This window comes from Streptomyces sp. NPDC020362 (assembly GCF_040642095.1).
Lineage (GTDB): Bacteria > Actinomycetota > Actinomycetes > Streptomycetales > Streptomycetaceae > Streptomyces.
Genome location: NZ_JBFAET010000079.1, coordinates 1 through 16,322, shown reverse-complemented (window position 1 = coordinate 16,322; position 16,322 = coordinate 1). Strand labels below are relative to the sequence as shown.

13 protein-coding genes are annotated in these 16,322 nt (G+C 71.9%); 2 read left to right on the top strand and 11 right to left on the bottom strand.

What is annotated here, in order from left to right:
* Positions 1–279: 279 nt before the first annotated feature.
* From AB0H32_RS25730 to AB0H32_RS25685, 10 genes are all read right to left on the bottom strand, one after another.
* Positions 280–1,647, bottom strand: coding sequence for an MBL fold metallo-hydrolase (locus AB0H32_RS25730; RefSeq protein WP_361124732.1), 1,368 nt, complete (start codon positions 1,645–1,647; stop codon positions 280–282).
* A 177-nt stretch (positions 1,648–1,824) separates the two neighbouring features.
* Positions 1,825–2,997 (bottom strand): MFS transporter, encoded by a 1,173-nt coding sequence (locus AB0H32_RS25725; protein WP_361124730.1) that lies wholly within the window; start codon positions 2,995–2,997, stop codon positions 1,825–1,827.
* The gene (locus AB0H32_RS25720) at positions 2,997–3,500 is read right to left on the bottom strand and encodes a GNAT family N-acetyltransferase (RefSeq protein ID WP_361124728.1); all 504 of its coding nucleotides are present in this window, start codon (positions 3,498–3,500) and stop codon (positions 2,997–2,999) included. The genes AB0H32_RS25725 and AB0H32_RS25720 overlap by 1 nt, the downstream gene beginning before the upstream one ends.
* A 1-nt stretch (position 3,501) precedes the next feature.
* The gene (locus AB0H32_RS25715) at positions 3,502–4,767 is read right to left on the bottom strand and encodes a type III PLP-dependent enzyme (protein WP_361124726.1); all 1,266 of its coding nucleotides are present in this window, start codon (positions 4,765–4,767) and stop codon (positions 3,502–3,504) included.
* Positions 4,764–6,053 carry a DUF6271 family protein gene (locus AB0H32_RS25710; protein ID WP_361124724.1) on the bottom strand — a complete coding sequence of 430 codons (1,290 nt, stop codon included), beginning with the start codon at positions 6,051–6,053 and terminating at the stop codon, positions 4,764–4,766. Before AB0H32_RS25710 ends, AB0H32_RS25715 begins: the two co-directional genes overlap by 4 nt.
* Complete coding sequence (locus AB0H32_RS25705; RefSeq protein WP_361124722.1) at positions 6,050–7,081, bottom strand: phytanoyl-CoA dioxygenase family protein; 1,032 nt, start codon at positions 7,079–7,081, stop codon at positions 6,050–6,052. The genes AB0H32_RS25710 and AB0H32_RS25705 overlap by 4 nt, the downstream gene beginning before the upstream one ends.
* 490 nt (positions 7,082–7,571) lie before the next feature.
* Positions 7,572–9,059: a glycoside hydrolase family 3 protein gene (locus AB0H32_RS25700; RefSeq protein ID WP_361124720.1), complete on the bottom strand. Its 1,488-nt coding sequence runs from the start codon at positions 9,057–9,059 to the stop codon at positions 7,572–7,574.
* Between the two features lie 7 nt (positions 9,060–9,066).
* A complete protein-coding gene (locus AB0H32_RS25695; protein ID WP_361124718.1) occupies positions 9,067–9,897 on the bottom strand; it encodes a carbohydrate ABC transporter permease in 831 nt (276 codons plus the stop codon).
* The gene (locus AB0H32_RS25690) at positions 9,894–10,892 is read right to left on the bottom strand and encodes a sugar ABC transporter permease (protein WP_361124716.1); all 999 of its coding nucleotides are present in this window, start codon (positions 10,890–10,892) and stop codon (positions 9,894–9,896) included. The genes AB0H32_RS25695 and AB0H32_RS25690 overlap by 4 nt, the downstream gene beginning before the upstream one ends.
* A gap of 91 nt (positions 10,893–10,983) precedes the next feature.
* On the bottom strand, positions 10,984–12,261 hold the full coding sequence (locus AB0H32_RS25685) for an extracellular solute-binding protein (RefSeq protein ID WP_361124714.1): 1,278 nt from the start codon (positions 12,259–12,261) through the stop codon (positions 10,984–10,986).
* Positions 12,262–12,575: 314 nt separating this feature from the next.
* Between AB0H32_RS25685 and AB0H32_RS25680 the strand changes: the two genes are divergently transcribed.
* Together AB0H32_RS25680 and AB0H32_RS25675 are read left to right on the top strand one after the other, a co-directional pair.
* Positions 12,576–13,337 (top strand): GntR family transcriptional regulator, encoded by a 762-nt coding sequence (locus tag AB0H32_RS25680; protein WP_361124712.1) that lies wholly within the window; start codon positions 12,576–12,578, stop codon positions 13,335–13,337.
* Complete coding sequence (locus AB0H32_RS25675; RefSeq protein ID WP_361124710.1) at positions 13,337–14,650, top strand: NB-ARC domain-containing protein; 1,314 nt, start codon at positions 13,337–13,339, stop codon at positions 14,648–14,650. Before AB0H32_RS25680 ends, AB0H32_RS25675 begins: the two co-directional genes overlap by 1 nt.
* Positions 14,651–14,663: 13 nt before the next feature.
* Here AB0H32_RS25675 and AB0H32_RS25670 read toward each other — a convergent pair whose 3' ends face one another.
* On the bottom strand, positions 14,664–16,232 hold the full coding sequence (locus AB0H32_RS25670) for an MmgE/PrpD family protein (RefSeq protein WP_361124708.1): 1,569 nt from the start codon (positions 16,230–16,232) through the stop codon (positions 14,664–14,666).
* Between the last annotated feature and the right edge of the window lie 90 nt (positions 16,233–16,322).

The window sequence follows — 16,322 nt, the reverse complement described above, 5'->3', positions numbered from 1 at the left end:
ACCCACTGCCCTGCGCGGCAGCCCCGCGGCCGGTGCCTTCCGCGGTGGTCCCCTGGCCGGTGTCCTCCGCGGCGCTCCCGTAACCGGTACTCTCCGCGGCAGTCCCGGAGCCGGTGCCCCCCGCAGCGCTCCCGTGGCCGGTGCGGGCGGCGGCCTCCTGGACGGTCACCCGGCCCGGGGCGGTCGGGTCTCGTCGGAAGATGCTCATCGTGGCGGTGTGCTCCTGTCTCCCTGGTCGGTACGGAGGGTGGTCCCGGACGTCTGTGTCATCCGGTGCGGTCAGCCCGTGCCGACCGATAGCCCGGCGTCCTCGGCCGCGCCGAAGGCGTCGTCCACGGCGACGACGTCGCGGCCGGCCGCGTCCAGCAGGGAGGCGGCGATGGCGGCGCGCATGCCGCCCGCGCAGTGCACCCACACCCGTCCGTCGGGTATCTCGCCGAGGCGGCGGTACAGGGTGTGGACCGGTATGTGGACCGAGCCCTCGATGAACCCGCCCGCGCGCTCGGACGTGCGCCGCACGTCGAGGACGACGACGCCCTGTGCCGGGTACTGGCCGGCGAGGTCGGCGAAGGTGGCCCGGGGGAAGGAGGCAGGGATCTCGTTCCGGCGGATCCAGCCGCGGGGGTCCCCGGTGGCCGCGGCGGCCGGGCGGTCGATGCCCACGCGGACCAGCTCGCGCTGGGCAGCGGCGAGCTGCTCGGCGGACTCCGCGAGCAGCGTGACCGGCTTGCCCCACGGGATCAGCCAGGCCAGATAGGTGGCCAGCTGGCCCTCGGCCTCGAAGTTGAACGAGCCGGAGACGTGCCCGGCGGCGAACGCGACCCGGTTGCGCAGGTCCACCACCCACTCCCCCGCGGCCAGCCGGGCAGCTATCTCGTCCGCGTCGGCCACGGCGGGCGCCGTCAGGTCGACCGGCGCGGGTCCGGCGGCGTTGGCCGGGCCCATGTGTGCGTAGTACGCCGGTACGTCGTCCAGACCGGCCAGCACGTCGGCGACGAAGGTGTCCACGTCCCGGGTGAGTGCCTCGTTGGACGCCTTCTCCTTGCCGATCGTGGTGGCCTGCCCCTGTGCCGGGGAGGACGAGCAGAAGCTGCCGAAGCCGTGCGTGGGCAGCACCGCCGTGTCGTCGGGCAGCTGGGCGGCCAGCCGGTGCACGGAGGCGTGCTGCGCACGGGCGAGGGGCTCGGTCAGGCGCGGTTCCACGAGGTCGGGACGGCCGACGGTGCCCATCAGCAGGGAGCCGCCGGTGAACACCGAGACCGCCGCGCCCTCCTCCTCCAGCACATAGGCGGTGTGGTGGGGCGTGTGCCCGGGCGTCGCCACCGCGCGCAGGGTGAGCCCGTCGGCGGCGTCTATCACCGTGCGGTCGCCGTCTTCGACCGGTGTGCGCTCGAAGGAGACACGGGCCCCTGCGGGAACGAGATAGGCGGCGCCGGTGACCCGGGCCAGCTCCAGGCCGCCGGTGACGTAGTCGTTGTGCAGGTGCGTCTCGACGACGTGCGAGATCCGCACCCCGCGCCGCGCCGCCGCCGCGATCACCCGGTCGATGTCGCGCGGTGGGTCGACCGCCACCGCCGTCCGCCCGCCGCCCGCCAGATAGCTGCGGTTGCCGAGCCCCGACACCTCGATCGTGTCGACGAAGAACACAGGGTGACTCCCTTCCGTCGAAGAATTACCCCAGGGGGTATGTTCTCGACGGTAACATGAGTACCCCCGGGGGTATTTTTGAAAACGGAGAAAGCCCCGGGGATCCCGGGGCTTTCCGGCTGCGGCTGCGGCTGCGGCTGCGGCTGCGAAGGGTCGCAGGAATTCTCGACGGCGTGGTCACACGGTGGCAGGGGCGCGGTCGCGGGTAGCCCAGGGAATCCAGACCCCGGCCAGCGTGACGACGAGGGCCGAGGCCGCGACCGTGGCCATGCCCAGGGTGAGACCGCCTGCGCCCGCGACGAAGCCGATCAGGGCGGGGCCGGCCAGCAGTCCCGTCGTGCCCGTCGCGGCGACCAGGGCGAGCGCGTCCGAGCCGCGTTCGGCGGCGGCGACGTACACGCACGGGGTGATGGCGGCCGCTCCGAGACCGACGCAGGCGAAGCCGAGCAGGGTGGGCACCACTGCGCCGGCCGACAGGGCGAGGGCCAGGCCGGTCCCGGCCACGGCGCTGCCGGTGCGCACCACGCGCCCGTCGCCCCAGCGGCTGCGCCAGCGGTCCGCGCGCAGCCGGGCCAGCAGCATCATGACCGAGACGACCGCGATGCCCATCGGCGCCACCGTCGCGGAAGCCTTGACGACGTCCTTCATGTAGAGCGTCGACCAGTCGTTCATGGCGCCCTCGGTGATGGTGCCGAACGCCATGGCGCAGCCCATCAGCAGCGTCGCCCCGGACGGTACGGTCGGCCGGGTCCGCTTCTTCGGGGTGTCCGGGTCCGCGGGTCCCGGTTCCAGGTGCCTCAGCAGGCCCGGGCGCGCGTACCCGAGCAGGAGCAGCAACAGGGCCGCCGCCACCGCGAAGTGGGCCGGGACGGACGCGGTGACGGCGGTGACGCCGGAGGCCAGGAGGGCGGCGGCGAGCAGGCCCGCGCTGAACGTCGCGTGCAGCTGGGACATGGCGGTGCGGCCGTACGCCGTCTCCAGGGCGGCGCCCTGGGCGTTCATCGCGACGTTCAGGCAGCCCACGGCGACGCCGTCACCGCCGATGACCAGCAGGGCGAGCGGGTAGTTCGGGACGACCGACAGGGCCGCCAGCAGCGCCACGAGGCACAGGGCGGAGAGGAGGGACAGGCGCCGGGAGCCGAGCCTGCGCATCAGGAGGGCGACGAGCGGGAAGGACGCCGCCGCGCCCGCGCCGCAGGCCATCAGCAGCAGACCCAGTTCGCCGGCGCCGAGGTCGAGCCTGGCCTTCAGCGCGGGCAGCCGGGCCGCCCAGGTGGCGTACTGGAAGCCGAGGAAGCAGAACAGCGCCGCGATCGCCCACTTGGCGCGGCGGAAACCGGAGTGTTCCATCAGCTCGCCTCCCGGTGTGCGGCCACCCGCGCAGACATGTAGACCGCGTCGCTGCCGTAACCGGACGGCAGCCGGGCCTCGCGGTGGGCCCGGTAGCCGTTGGCCCGCCAGAACGGCTCCCTGCCGCCGACCGCGATCAGCGACATCGTCTCGAAGCCGCGTGCGCCGGCCGCGTCCGTCAGGTGGCGGACGAGTCTGCCGCCCAGTCCCCTGCGCCGCAGGGGCGCGCTGATGACGAGGTCGTGCAGATGGAGGTTGGGCGAGTGGTGGGCGACCCGCTCCGGCCGGGTCAGGTCCGGGTAGCGGAACATCGGGTACGGCAGGGCGAGGACGTATCCCACGATCCGGCCGTCGCGGTCCAGGACGAAGCAGGTGCCGGCCGAGGCCCGCGAGCGCAGCGCGGCCTCGCCCTCGGTCAGGGCGGTGTCCGCGTACGCCCCGGCCTCCAGGGCGGCGACCTCGGGCCAGTCGGCCTCGGTGATGCCCCGTATGAGGTCTCTCATGTCAGTGCTGTCCTTCCGGGCCGCGTGTGCTCACGCACGGCAGCGGGCCGATGCCGTTGAAGCCCTGGGTCGTGTAGCTGGTGGCGTAGGCGCCGGCGGACAGGATCCAGACCGGGTCGCCGGAGGCGAGGGCACCGGGGACACGCACCGGGTGCCGGCCGCCGCCGTAGGCGTCGTCGCTGTCGCAGGTCGGGCCCGCGACGACGGCGGGGACGGACTCCCCCTCGTCCTCGCCCGCGTGGGCGGGGAAGACCAGCCGGTGTCTCACCTGGTCCATCTCGTACAGGCCGTTGAACTTGCCCACGCTCAGGTACAGCCAGCGGGCGAGCGTCCCGTCCGGCTGGGCCCGTTCGGTCAGCCGGTACACGTGGGCGCGGACCGCGCCGTGGTCGGCGACCAGGTGGCGGCCCGGTTCCATGAGGAAGCCGAGCGGGGCGGTGGTCAGACCGCTCAGGCGCTCCATGCCCTCGCGGATCACGGTGAGGATCTTGTCCAGGGGCGGGTCGAGGGGGTTGCCGTGCCGGTCGAGGTAGCCGAGCGCGGGCAGGCCGCCGCCGAGGTTCACGTGGTCGGGCACGATCCCCAGCCCGTCCAGGGTCACCAGCACCTCGGCGATCGAGTCGAGGGCCCGCTGCCAGGCCTCACCGGTCATCTGCTGCGAGCCGACGTGCACCGACAGGCCCGCCGGGACGAGACCGCAGGCGCGTGCCGTCGTGAGGATGCGGACGGCGTCCTCGGCCGAGCAGCCGAACTTGCGGTTCAAACCCCACAGGGCGCCGTCCCCGCTGGTGGCGAGACGGCAGAACACCCGGGCGCCGGGGGCGTGTTCGGCGATCGCGGTCACGTCCTGCACGCTGTCGGTGGCGAAGGTGCGGACACCGAGGCGGTGGGCCTCGGCGATGTCGGCGTCGGACTTGACGGTGTTCCCGTAGTGGATGCGGTCCGCGGGCGCGCCGGTGCGCAGGGCCCGGCGGACCTCGGCGGGGCTCGCCGCGTCGAAACCGGCGCCCCGGTCGGCCAGGCACCGCAGCACCTCGTCCACGGGGCAGGCCTTCAGGGCGAAGCGGACCTGGATGTCGGGCAGCTCGGTCAGCAGGGTGTCGTATTGGTGCTCGATGCCGGTGAGGTCGTAGACGATGCGGTCGGTATCGGCTGCGGTGAGGGATTCGCTGAGCGCGCCTGTGGCACTGCCACGAAATGCCGTAGCGCGGGAGCGGGTTCGCTGTGGCTTGTCGCGCAGTTCCCCGCGCCCCTTCAGGGCGCTCATCGCCGGGCCGCTTCGACGAGTGCGGGCCAGGCTTCCGTCAGATCGGCGAAATCCTCGATGTCCTGGCGGGCCTCGGCCAGCAACCGCTCGCGCCTGCCGAGGAGTTGCTCGGCGAACTGCGCGTAGCGGCCGCCCAGCTTGCGGTAGGCGGTGTCGACCCGGTCCAGGCGCCACACGTTCTCGGCGGGGTCCTGCCAGGTGCTGTCGCGCAGGAACGCGACGATCCGGTCCGCCCGTACGTGCTGGCGGTCGTCCAGGAGCCGGGCGCCCTCGGCCGCCATCCGGTCGTAGACGTGGTGGAAGTACAGCATCGACAGCAGGAACTTCACGAAGCGGGTCTGGTAGGCCAGGAAGCCCGCGTCGGTGCGGCGTTCGGGGGTGTAGAAGTTCTCGATGTGCCGGTTGTGCAGGATGCCGGGGAGCGTGGCGTCGTGGACCAGGTGGATGAGGAAGTAGTCGCTGCCGATGGTGTCGGTCGCCGGGGGCAGCGGGATCCGCTCGTACACGTCGTGGTGGAAGGCGATGTTGCACATGTCGACCCGCATCGGGTCCACGAGGGCCAGGGTGGAGTGGTCGCCGGTGAAGGGGGCCGTGCCCGCTCCGGTGAAGGACTCCTCCACCAGCTCGCGTCGCTGCTCCGGCGACGAGCCCGCGGGTGCCCAGAGGCCGACCACGTCCTGGTAGACGGCTTCGTCCAGGCGGCGTATCTCGCCTATGTCGACGGAGAGTTCGCCGATGAAGGAGGCGCCGGCCATCGACACCGGCCGGCGGGCGTGGGCCGGGTCCAGGTCCGTGCGGGAGACGCCGGCCGATGCCGCCGCGGCGGGGCGGCCCAGCCACGGCAGTTCGTGGTGGACGGGGAAGACCGGCTCCCCGCCGAGGAGCTGGTAGGTGCTGTCGGAGTCGCGGCGGTGCACCGAGTGGCAGCCGAGCCCGGCGGCCAGCAGGAAGGCGCGGTCGGTGCAGGAGCCGTAGGAGACGCCGGACGGGAGCAGGAGGCCGAGGATCCGGTCCGGTTCGGACACGTCGGCACGTCGGATCACGCGGCGCAGGAAGTCGCGCTGCGGGTCCTCGCCGAGGTGGTGCACGGTGACCTGCGCCGCCGGGGGCAGCGCGGTCACGGCACGGGCGTGTTCGGCGCGGGTGCGGTCGTCGGAGGAGTCGAGGATCAGGAGCTGGACGTCGGCGCCGAAGCGCTCGGCGGCGTAGGCCGCTTCCCGGTGGATCGCGGTGATGGTGGCGGAGCAGGCCCGGTTCGTGGGCAGGCACAGACAGATCCGGTTCACTGTGCCCCTTTCGCTGCGGCCCAGGAGTCCAGGCCCAGCAGCTTGCGGCCGAGGTCGTTCAGTTCGGCGGGGCCGTAGCGGAGGGCCTCCGGCCGGCGTGCGTCGCCGAGCAGGGTGGCGTTCCAGTCGGGAGTGCCGAGTGTGCGCCAGGACTCGACCCGTGACCTGCGAAGCGCGGTGTGCTCCTCCAGGGCGGGCATCATCGACAGGTACTGGACGGCCCGGACCGCGCCCGCGGAAAGGTTGGGCGCGACACCGTGCGCCAGCAGCCCGTTGAAGATCAGCAGGTCGCCGGCCTGGAGTTCGGGCCGGACCACGGGGAACTCGGTGCGGTCGGTCCCGGGCCTGATCGGGTCACGGCCGGCCGGCTGGGCGATGCGCCACTGCTCGAAGCGGCGGAACAGCTCCGGGGCACACTGGAAGCCGCCGAGTTCGGGCCGGGTGTCGTTCAGGGCGATGATGCCCTGCACCCGCTGCGGCAGCACGGCGAGGGTGGTGTCGACGTCCCAGTGCAGCTCGATGTCGAAGCCCTCGTCGGAGGGTTCGATCAGGGAGCGGGAACGGGTGCGGACGTTGGGCGGGTTGAGGTTGAGCCGGTCCAGGGTGACCCACAGCTCCTCGCAGTCCCACACGTCCACGAAGGCGTCGTAGACACGCCGGGTCTGGCGGCTGGCCCACAGGAGCTGGTGGTGGTAGGCCTCCACGAAGCCGTAGACGAACAGGTGCTGGTCGAGTTCGGAGCGGAACTCCGGCTCCTCGTACCAGGTATCGGGGTGGTCGGGGTCGAGGCCCTGGAAGTCCCAGGCGAATTCGAGCAGTCCCTTCGCCTCGCCGGGGGTGATGGCCTCCCGGACGACGACGTAGCCGTACGTCTGCCAGAAGGCGAAGTCCTCCTCGGACAGCACCCGCAGGGGCCGGGACTTCTCGAGGTCGCGCAGGGGGGTCGGGGCGAGGTAGGTCTCGCCGTCGGCGCTGAAGTAGGGGCGGCCGGACGCCGCTCGGTGGAGATAGGGGGAGGGCTTGTGCATGCCGTCACTCCGTGGTGATCGAACTGTGGCGCCCCCTCAAGCTGGACTAGACCATTTGAAGGTGTCAACGATTACCGGCCAGTACCCCCGTAAAAATGCCGCTCAACTGCCGCCCGAATGCCGTGGGTTGGGGACCCGAATGCGGTGGATCGGCAACCCGAATGCGGTGGATCGGCAACCCGGATGCGGTGGCTCGGGAACCCGGATGCCGAGGGTCGGCAACCCGCATGCGGTGGCTCGGGAACCCGGATGCCGAGGGTCGGCAACCCGCATGCGGTGGCTCGGGAACCCGCATGCGGTGGCTCGGGAACCCGCATGCGGTGGCTCGGGAACCCGTATGCAGAGGGTCGGGAACCCACATACCGTGGGCCGGGAAGAGGAAACGGCCGGCACCGGGCCTCGGTGAGGCCTTCGGTGCCGGCCGGAGAGTCGGGCCGTGCGGTGACGGGGCTGGGCCGTGAAGGCGGTCGCAGGTGCAGGGCCGCGGGGTTCAGCCCGCGACGACCGCCTCCGCCGCCGCCACGCCGCAGACGCGGGCGGCGCCGTGGGTGGCGATGTGCAGGGCGCCGCGCGGCGGAGCCTGCGGCACGCCCATCTCGACCACGACGGTGTCCGGGCGGGCGGCGAGCAGCTCGTCGAGGGCGGTGCCCATCCAGGCGTGCCGGTGCTCGTCCCGGACCACGGCGACGACGCGTCGGCCGGCCGCGGCCGCGAGGGCCTCCCGGCCCGCGGCGGGCCCGCCGAAGGAGCCCTCCGTGCTGCCCGGCAGCAGTCGGCACAGCTCGGCGGCCACGCCCCAGGGGGTCTGGTCGCCGACGGCGATGTTCGGGGCCGGGTTGAACTGGGCGACGTGGACCGGTCCGGTGACCGGCACGGCGCAGGCGGCCCGGGTCACGGTCAGGGCGCGGCGGGCCGCGACCAGGCCGATCTCCGGTTCGGGTACGACGGTTTCGGCCTCCTTCCTGGTCTCGGCCGTCCACCGCGCCAGCTCCCGCACCCGGGCGGCGGCATCGGCGAGGCGCTCCTCGGGCAGTTCGCCGGAGCGCACGGCGGCCACGAGCGCGTCGCGCAGGTTCAGCACGGTGCGCTCGTCGCACAGGCCGCCGCCGACGCAGATGGCGTCCGCGCCCGCCGCGATCGCGAGGACCACACCGTGCTCCAGGCCGTAGGTCCCGGAGATGGCACGCATCTCCATGCCGTCCGTGACGATCAGGCCCCGGTAACCGAGTTCGCCGCGCAGCAGGTCGGTGAGGATGCGCCGGGAGAGGGTGCCGGGGCGCTCCGGATCGAGGGCGGGGACGAGGATGTGCGCGCTCATCACGGCCCGGGTGCCGGCGGCGATGGCGGCGCGGAAGGGGGGCAGTTCGCGCTCGTACAGCGTGTCCGCGTCCACGTCGATGCGCGGGACCGCGTGGTGCGAGTCGACGTTGGTGTCGCCGTGCCCGGGGAAGTGCTTGGTGCACGCGGCGACGCCGGTGGACTGCAGACCCTCGACCCAGGCGGCGGTGTGCCGGGCGACCAGCGCGGTGTCCGCGCCGAAGGAGCGCACGCCGATGACGGGGTTGTCGGGGTTGGCGTTGACGTCGGCCGAGGGCGCCCAGTCGAAGTTGACGCCGCAGGCGGCCAGGCGCCGGCCCAGCTCGCGGGAGACCGCCCGGGTGAGGGCGGGGTCGTCGACGGCGCCGAGGGCGTGGTTGCCGGGGAAGGAGGAGCCGGTGCGCACGTCCAGGCGGGTGACGTCGCCGCTCTCCTCGTCAATGGCCACCAGCAGGTCGTCCCGCTCGGCGCGCAGCTGGGCGGTGAGCGCGGTGACCTGTTCCTCGGTGACGACGTTGCGGCCGAACAGGGCGACGGAGGCGAGGCCCTCACCGAGGCGGCGGCGCACCCAGTCCGGGGCGGTGGTGCCGTCGAACCCCGGCTGCAGCACCGCGAGCGCGTCCCGGGTGAGGGTGTCGGGCCCAGTGGTGAGTGTGGTCATCGGGGCGTCATCCCTTCACGGCGCCGTCGGTCAGACCGCTGACAGCCTTGCGTTGCAGGAAGATGAAGAGGATCAGGACGGGCAGCGCGAACAGTGACGAGGCGGCCATCGTGGCGCCCCAGTCGTCGCCGAAGGCGGTCTGGAACTGCGACAGCCACAGCGGCAGGGTCTGCTTCTCGATGTCCTTGTTGAGAATCAGGACGAGCGGGAACTCGTTCCAGGCGGTGATGAAGCCGAACAGTGACGTCGCCATCAGGCCGGGCGCCAGCAGCGGGAAGATCACCCTGACGAAGGCCTGGGGCCGGGTGCAGCCGTCGACCATGGCGGACTCCTCCAGCTCCTTGGGCACGGCGGCCACATAGCCTCGCAGCGTCAGGACGGTCAGCGGCAGCACCATGATCGTGTAGAAGACGGTGAGCGGGACCAGGCTGTCGAGCATGTCGTTGTCACGGACCAGCATGTAGATGGCGATGACCATGACCTCCCAGGGCGCCATCTGCGCCAGCATGAAGGTCACGACGAAGCCGCGCCGGCCCCTGAAGCGCATCCGGGCGAGCGCGAAGGCGGCGAACAGGGCGATGACGAGCGACAGGATCACCGCGCTGAGCGTGACGGTGACGGAGTTGAGGACCAGGGTCCAGAAGTGGTCGGCGTCCACGGCCTTCTTGAAGTGGCCGAAGGTGAGGTCGGTCGGGACCCAGACCGGGTTCTCGGAGATGATGTCGCCGGTCGGCTTGAAGGCCGTGGCGAACATCCAGTAGACGGGGAACACGAAGCCGACGAAGAGGATGACGGCCATCGCGTTGGGCCAGATACGGCCGAAGAGCGAGCGCTTCACAGCTCGTCCTCCTCTTGCTTGAGCACCATGCGCAGGTAGTACGAGGTGAGGGCGAGCAGCACCAGGATGGTCAGGAAGGAGATCGCGGCTCCGACGCCGAAGTGCTGGTTGCCGACGCCCTCGACGAAGGCGTAGACCGGCAGTGTCTCGGTGAGGCGGTCGGGGCCGCCCTCGTTCATCGCGAAGATCTGCGGGAACGCCTTGAACACCCAGATGACCTCGAGGAAGGTCGTGGCGTACAGGAAGGGCCGCAGGAAGGGGAAGGTCACCGAGGTGAAGCTCTTCCAGGCGCCGGCGCCGTCCAGGGAGGCGGCCTCGTACAGCTCCCGGGGGATCGTGGTGGTGGCGGCGTACAGGTTGATCGCGACGAACGGGATCGACATCCAGACGATGAGCAGTGTGACCACGGAGAAGGTGGAGAACTGCGAGCCGAACCAGTTGTAGTCGGCCATGGAGTGCCACCCGAGCTTGTCCAGGACCCAGTTGACGACGCCGAAGCGCTGGGCGAAGAGCCACTGGTAGACGGTGGTGGCCGCGATGACGGGCATGGCCCAGGCGAGGACGAGGCCCAGCATGAGCAGCAGCCGCATCTTCCTGCCGAGACGGGCCAGCAGCAGTCCGGTCAGGGTGCCGAACAGCATGATCAGGACGACGTTGGCGGCGGTGAAGAGGACCGAGCGCTCGACGACCTTCCAGAAGTCCGAACCGGTCAGGACCTCCTTGTAGTTGTCGACACCGTTCCACTCCGTGAGGTGCTGGATGAGCTGCCGTGGATTGAGGTTCTGGAACGACAGCATGCCGTTCTTCACCAGCGGCCAGCCGAGCAGGACCAGGGTGGCCAGCAGCGCGGGCAGCAGCAGGAGATAGGGGGCGGCGGCACCGCGGCGGGACCGGGCCCCGGGGCCGCGGTCCGCACCCGCAGGCGGCCTGGGTATCCGGGCCTTGCGGACAGCGGGCTCCCCGGCCGTGTCCGTGCCTTCGGTCTGCACTGACATGAGTTGCCATCTCTTCCGTGGCGGCTTGAGCCGCATCGGCCGTACGAACGACTGAGCCGGGGGCGTCCGCCGACGCCCCCGGCGCGGGTCATCAGTTCTTCTGGGCCAGGCGCTTGTTGATCTCGCCCTCGACCTGCTTCGCGGCGTCCGCCGCGGACTTACCGTTCAGCACCGCGGTCATGTAGGACTTGATCGGGTTCGGGGTGTTCTCCACCGCGGCCCACTCAGGGATCAGCGGGGTGGTGCCGCCGACCGCGGCGGCGGGAGCGGCGGCCTCGGCGACGGCGTTGCCCTTGAGGTTGGTCTCCAGGGACTGCTTGTTCGGGATGATGCCGTTCAGCTTGGCCAGCTCGCCCTCGAACTGGTCGGAGAGGGCGACCTTGAGGAACTCCTTGGCCAGGGCCTGCTTCTTGCTGCCCTGGGCGACCGCGAGGTTGGAGCCGCCGAGGAAGACGCCCTCGGGCTTGTCGGCCGAGGTGCCCGGGATGGTGAAGTAGCCGAGGTCCTTCTCGATGGCCTTGTTGGCCTGGACCGCGGTGCCGGCCTCCCAGCCCATGCCGATGAACGCGCCGGTCTTGCCCTTGGCGAAGACCTGGGCCTGCTGCGGGGTGGCCTCGTCCTTGTCCTTGGGGGCCTTGGAGTAGGAGGCGTACTTCTTGTAGACCTCCATGGCCGCGGCGACCTTCGGGTCGGCGAGGTTGGAGACGTACTTGTCGCCGTCCTTCTTCACCAGGTCGGCGCCCTGGCCGATGGTCAGGCCGTCGAAGAAGTACCAGTTCTGGCCGGGCAGGTAGAGCGGCTCGGCGTCCGTCTTCTTGCCGATGGCCTCCAGGTCCTTGAAGAACTCGTCCCGGGTCTTCGGGGTGCTCTTGATGCCGGCCTTGGCCCAGATCTTCTTGTTGTAGATGACGACGCGGTTGGCGAAGTACCACGGGGCCGCGTACTGCTTGCCGTCGTAGACGGAGGACTGGGAGACCGACGGCGTCCAGTCCGAGCCGATCTGCTGCTTGAGGTCGCCCAGTTCGGCGAGGCCGCCGGTGGCGGCGTAGGCCGGGGTCTGGGTGTTGCCGACCTCGATGACGTCCGGCGGGTTGTCCTCGGAGAGGGCGGTGGTGATCTTCTGCTGGATCCCGTCCCACTTCTGGATCTCGAACTTCAGCTTCGCGCCGGTCTTCTTCTCGAAGGCGGCCTGGACGTCCTTCGTCCACTGGGGCGGCGCCGAGCCGTCCATCGTCCAGACCGTCAGCGTCTGGCCCTTGAAGCTGTCCGGTCCCGCGGCCTTGCCACTGTCCTTGTCGTCGCCGCCGCACGCCGAGACGGAGACCATCATGCCCGCGATCACGATCGCGGCAGCAAGCTTGCGCTTCACGCCACCCTCCTCAGGGATGCCACTAACCCCCCACGCCCTCGGCGGTGACCTGCGTACGACGCTGTTGCACGTAGGGCTCGGGACCTGGCCACTAATGGTGTAGACCAGTACGGTGGAGCTTGGCCTAGACCTTTTGAGGTGTCAAGGGTGGTTCCGGAAGCCGGTCCCGGCCGTTACGAGAAAGTCACCGGAGCGCATCCGTCCCCTTTGCTGCGTCGCGCCCACTGGACTAGACCTCCAAAGTCAGTTGGACTAGACCATAGGGCAGTTGGTCGCTATAACGGGAGCCCACCCACCGAGCCGGGAAGGCAGGCATGACCACCGACGTCAGCAGCGCCCAGCACCACCGGGAGCCCGGCCGCACCGCGCGCGTGCCGAAGTACTACCGCATCAAGCAGCAGGTGCTGGAGATGACGCAGGCGCTCGAACCCGGCTCGGCGATGCCCGCGGAGCGTCTGCTGGCCGTCCGGTTCGCCACCTCGCGCACCACCATCCGGCAGGCGCTGCAGGAGCTGGTCGGGGAGGGCCGGCTCGACCGCATCCAGGGCAAGGGCACCTTCGTCGCCCAGCCCAAGCTGTACCGGACCCTCCAGCTCACCTCGCACACCGAGGACATGCGCGCCCAGGGCCTGGAGCCCGCCTCGCAGGTGCTGGACATCGGCGAGGTCCCCGCGGACGGCAAGCTGTCGGGCCTGCTCGGCATCGACACCGGCGAACGGGTGCTACGCATCGAGCGGCTGCGGCTGGCCAGCGGCGATCCCATGGCGATCGAGACGACCCACCTGTCCGCCCGGCGTTTTCCGGGGCTGCGACGGTCGCTGACGACCTACCCGTCGCTGTACACGGCTCTGGCCGAGGTGTACGGCGTCCATCTCGCGGAGGCCGACGAGACCATCGAGACCTCGCTGTCCACCCCACGCGAGGCCCAGCTCCTCGCCACCGACGTGGGCCTGCCCATGCTGCTGCTGTCCCGGCACTCCCGGGACGCCGAGGGAACCCCGGTGGAGTGGGTGCGCTCGGTGTACCGGGGCTCCCGCTACAAGTTCGTCGCCGCCCTGCGCCGGCCGGCACCCTGATGAGCCCGCTCCGCACGGCCACCGTCCCGGACAGCCTGGCCACCGTCCCGGACAGCCTGGCCACCGCACTGGTCCGGGCCCGCGAGGAGGCCTGCCTCACCCAGGGGGAGCTGGCCGAGCGGTCGGGGCTGAGCGTGCGGGCCATCCGCAACCTGGAGACCGGTCACACCGCCCGCCCCCGCAGACAGTCGCTGCTGCTGCTCGCCGAGGCGCTCGGGCTGCCGTCCCGGGAGGCCGGCCGGTTATTCCGGCTGCCCCGCACGGGGTCCCCGCCCGCTCCCCCGGAGGTGTCCGTACCGGCGGAGCTGCCGGCCGCGCCCCGCCACCGGCTGGTCGGACGGGGTGCGCTGGTGGCGGACCTGACGGCTCATCTCGCACGGCCCGGGCCCGGTCAGGGCAGGCCCGCCGTCGTCGTCGGACCTCCCGGCGCGGGGAAGACCGCGCTGGTCCTGCGGGCCGCCCACGAGGTGCGCGGCCGGTTCCCTGACGGACAGGTCTTCGTCGACCTGCCCCCCGCCCCCTCGCTTCCCGTCACCTCGGACATGCTCGTCCGCCGGATCCTGCGCTCCCTCGGCGACGCTCCTGCCGCTCAGAACCCGGAGGAGGCCCGGGCCCGGCTGCGGGACGCACTCAGCCGGCGGCGGGTCCTCGTGGTCCTCGACAACGTCGACAGCGAGACGCAGGTGCGGCCGCTGCTCGTGGACGACGGGCGGAGCGCCGTCCTGGTGGCCGCTCGGCGCGAACTGTCCGCGCTGCCCGACCGGTTCGGCCGCCGGGTCGGCACCCTGGACCGGCAGGACGGCTACCGGATGCTGGCCGATCTCGTGGGCACCGCCCGCACCCGTGGCGAACGGACGGCGGCACTCGCCGTCGTGGAGGCTTGTGCGGGGCTGCCGCTGGCCGTGCACATCGCCGGCCTGTGGCTCACCGCGCGCCCGCACCGGCGCATCGGCGAACTCGCCGACCGGCTGGCGGACGAGGGCGACCGGCTGCGCTCGCTGCACATCGGGGACCTGTCCCTGTCCGCGAGCGTGGCCGCCTGCTACCGGCTGCTGCCGCCCCCGCTGCGCGCCTCGCTGCACCAGCTGCAGCCGGTCGGCGGCGGCTTCGGGATCGACCAGATGGTGTCCCGGGTGACACCGTCGCGCCGGCTCGCCGTGGACCTGCTGGAGGAACTGCTGCACCGCCAGATGGTCCAGGCCGGCGAACCGGACCGGCACGGCCGGATCCGCTACCGCCTGTACGACGCGGTCCGCCTGTACGTGGCGCACGGCGCCGCACCGCCGCGGTCTCGGTCTCTGCACTGTCTGTAGGGGTTCGCCCTGGTCAGTCCAGGAACGCCGTCTCGATCCAGCGGCGCACCGCCCGCGGCCGCATCCGGTGCAGGCGGTCGACGGTGTCGGCCACCTCCGGGGAGCCGCCGACGGACAGGAACTTCTCCCGGACCAGGTCGGCGTGGCCGGCCCGGGTCTCCGGACCGGCGGCGCCCACCGGGATCAGCCGGGTGCGGGAGACCGTACGGCCGTCGGTGAGCCGCACGGTGACCCGGGCGCCGGTGGCCTTGGTGGACCGGGAGAAGTCCCGGTCGTCGGCCTGCAACGCGCCGATCAGGTCCACGAGTTCGTCCCCGCCGAACCCGCGCAGCCACGGCACGGCCAGCTCCCCCGCCTCCCGCACCGCCTCTCCGAACGGCGCGTCCGACAGGAACAGCTCACGGGTCATCTCCGTGTCGTGCTCCAGCCGGACCCGCTTGGCCAGCGACCAGCGGTCGGGGTCGTCCAGATGCGGCGAGGAGAAGTCGTCCACCGAGAACTCACCGGTGAGCAGGGTGGTGGCGACCGGGTAGGGCACGTCCAGGACCAGCGCGCCCAGCGGGGAGCCGGGTCCGGTGACGTACTGGGCGGCCCGCTCCCCCGCGAACAGCGTGTACAGGGAGGCCTCGACGACCACTTCGGCGACGTCGCCGGGCCGGAGGAAGCCGAGTTCCCGGTGGATCTCGGCGGCGCAGTCCACCGCCGCGTCGATACCGGGTCCGCCGGGGTGCATCTTGAACGACAGCGTGTCGGTGTGCCAGCGCCGGCCCAGCCCCTTCGCCACCGCCTGCGGCAGCGGCACGGTCGCGAACCGGGCCAGGAAGCCGTCGCTGTGCTCCATGATGTCCGGTGCCCCGCGCAGTCCGGCGTACGCCGCGTCGCAGGCGTCCATGGCGGTGCGCACCGGTGTGAAGGTGTTGAACAGGCGGGCGTCGCTGGCCAGGAAGGCGCGCATCAGCGGCCAGTTGGGCATGGCGAAGGCCAGCCCGAAGGCGTTCTCGAAGAGACCGGCGGAGGCCCGGTCGCAGTGCAGGCGTCCGGCGACCGCGCCGGCCAGGTGGGTGTGCACGGCGCTCTGGCCGCGCAGCGGCCCGAGGGTCGCGGAGGCGGTGATGCGGGCCGCGCACTCGTTGGCCGCGACCACCGCGGTGAGCAGCGACAGTCCGTCCAGCCGGCGGCCGTAGGCGAAGGCGAGCGGGACCGCGACCGTGGAGTTCGACAGATGTCCGGCGTACGCGGTGTCGTCCAGGTTGAGCCAGGAGCCGAGGGCCGCGAAGACGCCGGCGGCCTGCCGTGGGTCGCGCTGCATGGGGTGCCCGAAGGCGGCGACCAGTTTTCTGCCGAGGGGGTGCTTGAGACCGGCCCGGATGGAGGCGATCTGCGACAGCACCTGGCTCGCGGCGAGCTTGAGCACCCGGCACGGTATGTGCTGCGGGCGCAGTGTGGCGGCCCAGTGCGAGAGTTCGCGCAGCGGGGTGTCGGCCGGCCGGCGGCCGCGGGCGGCCCGGGGCAGGGCGGGTGCCTGGTCGGCCCAGTCGGCGCACAGGACCCGGGCGACGCTCTCCGCGAGGACAGCGGTCATGAGGCGGCTACCTTCCTTGCCGTGCGTGCGTCGAGAGCGGGAGCCCGCGTCGGGAGCGGGAACACCGGCGCGGGAGCACCGGGTGCCCGG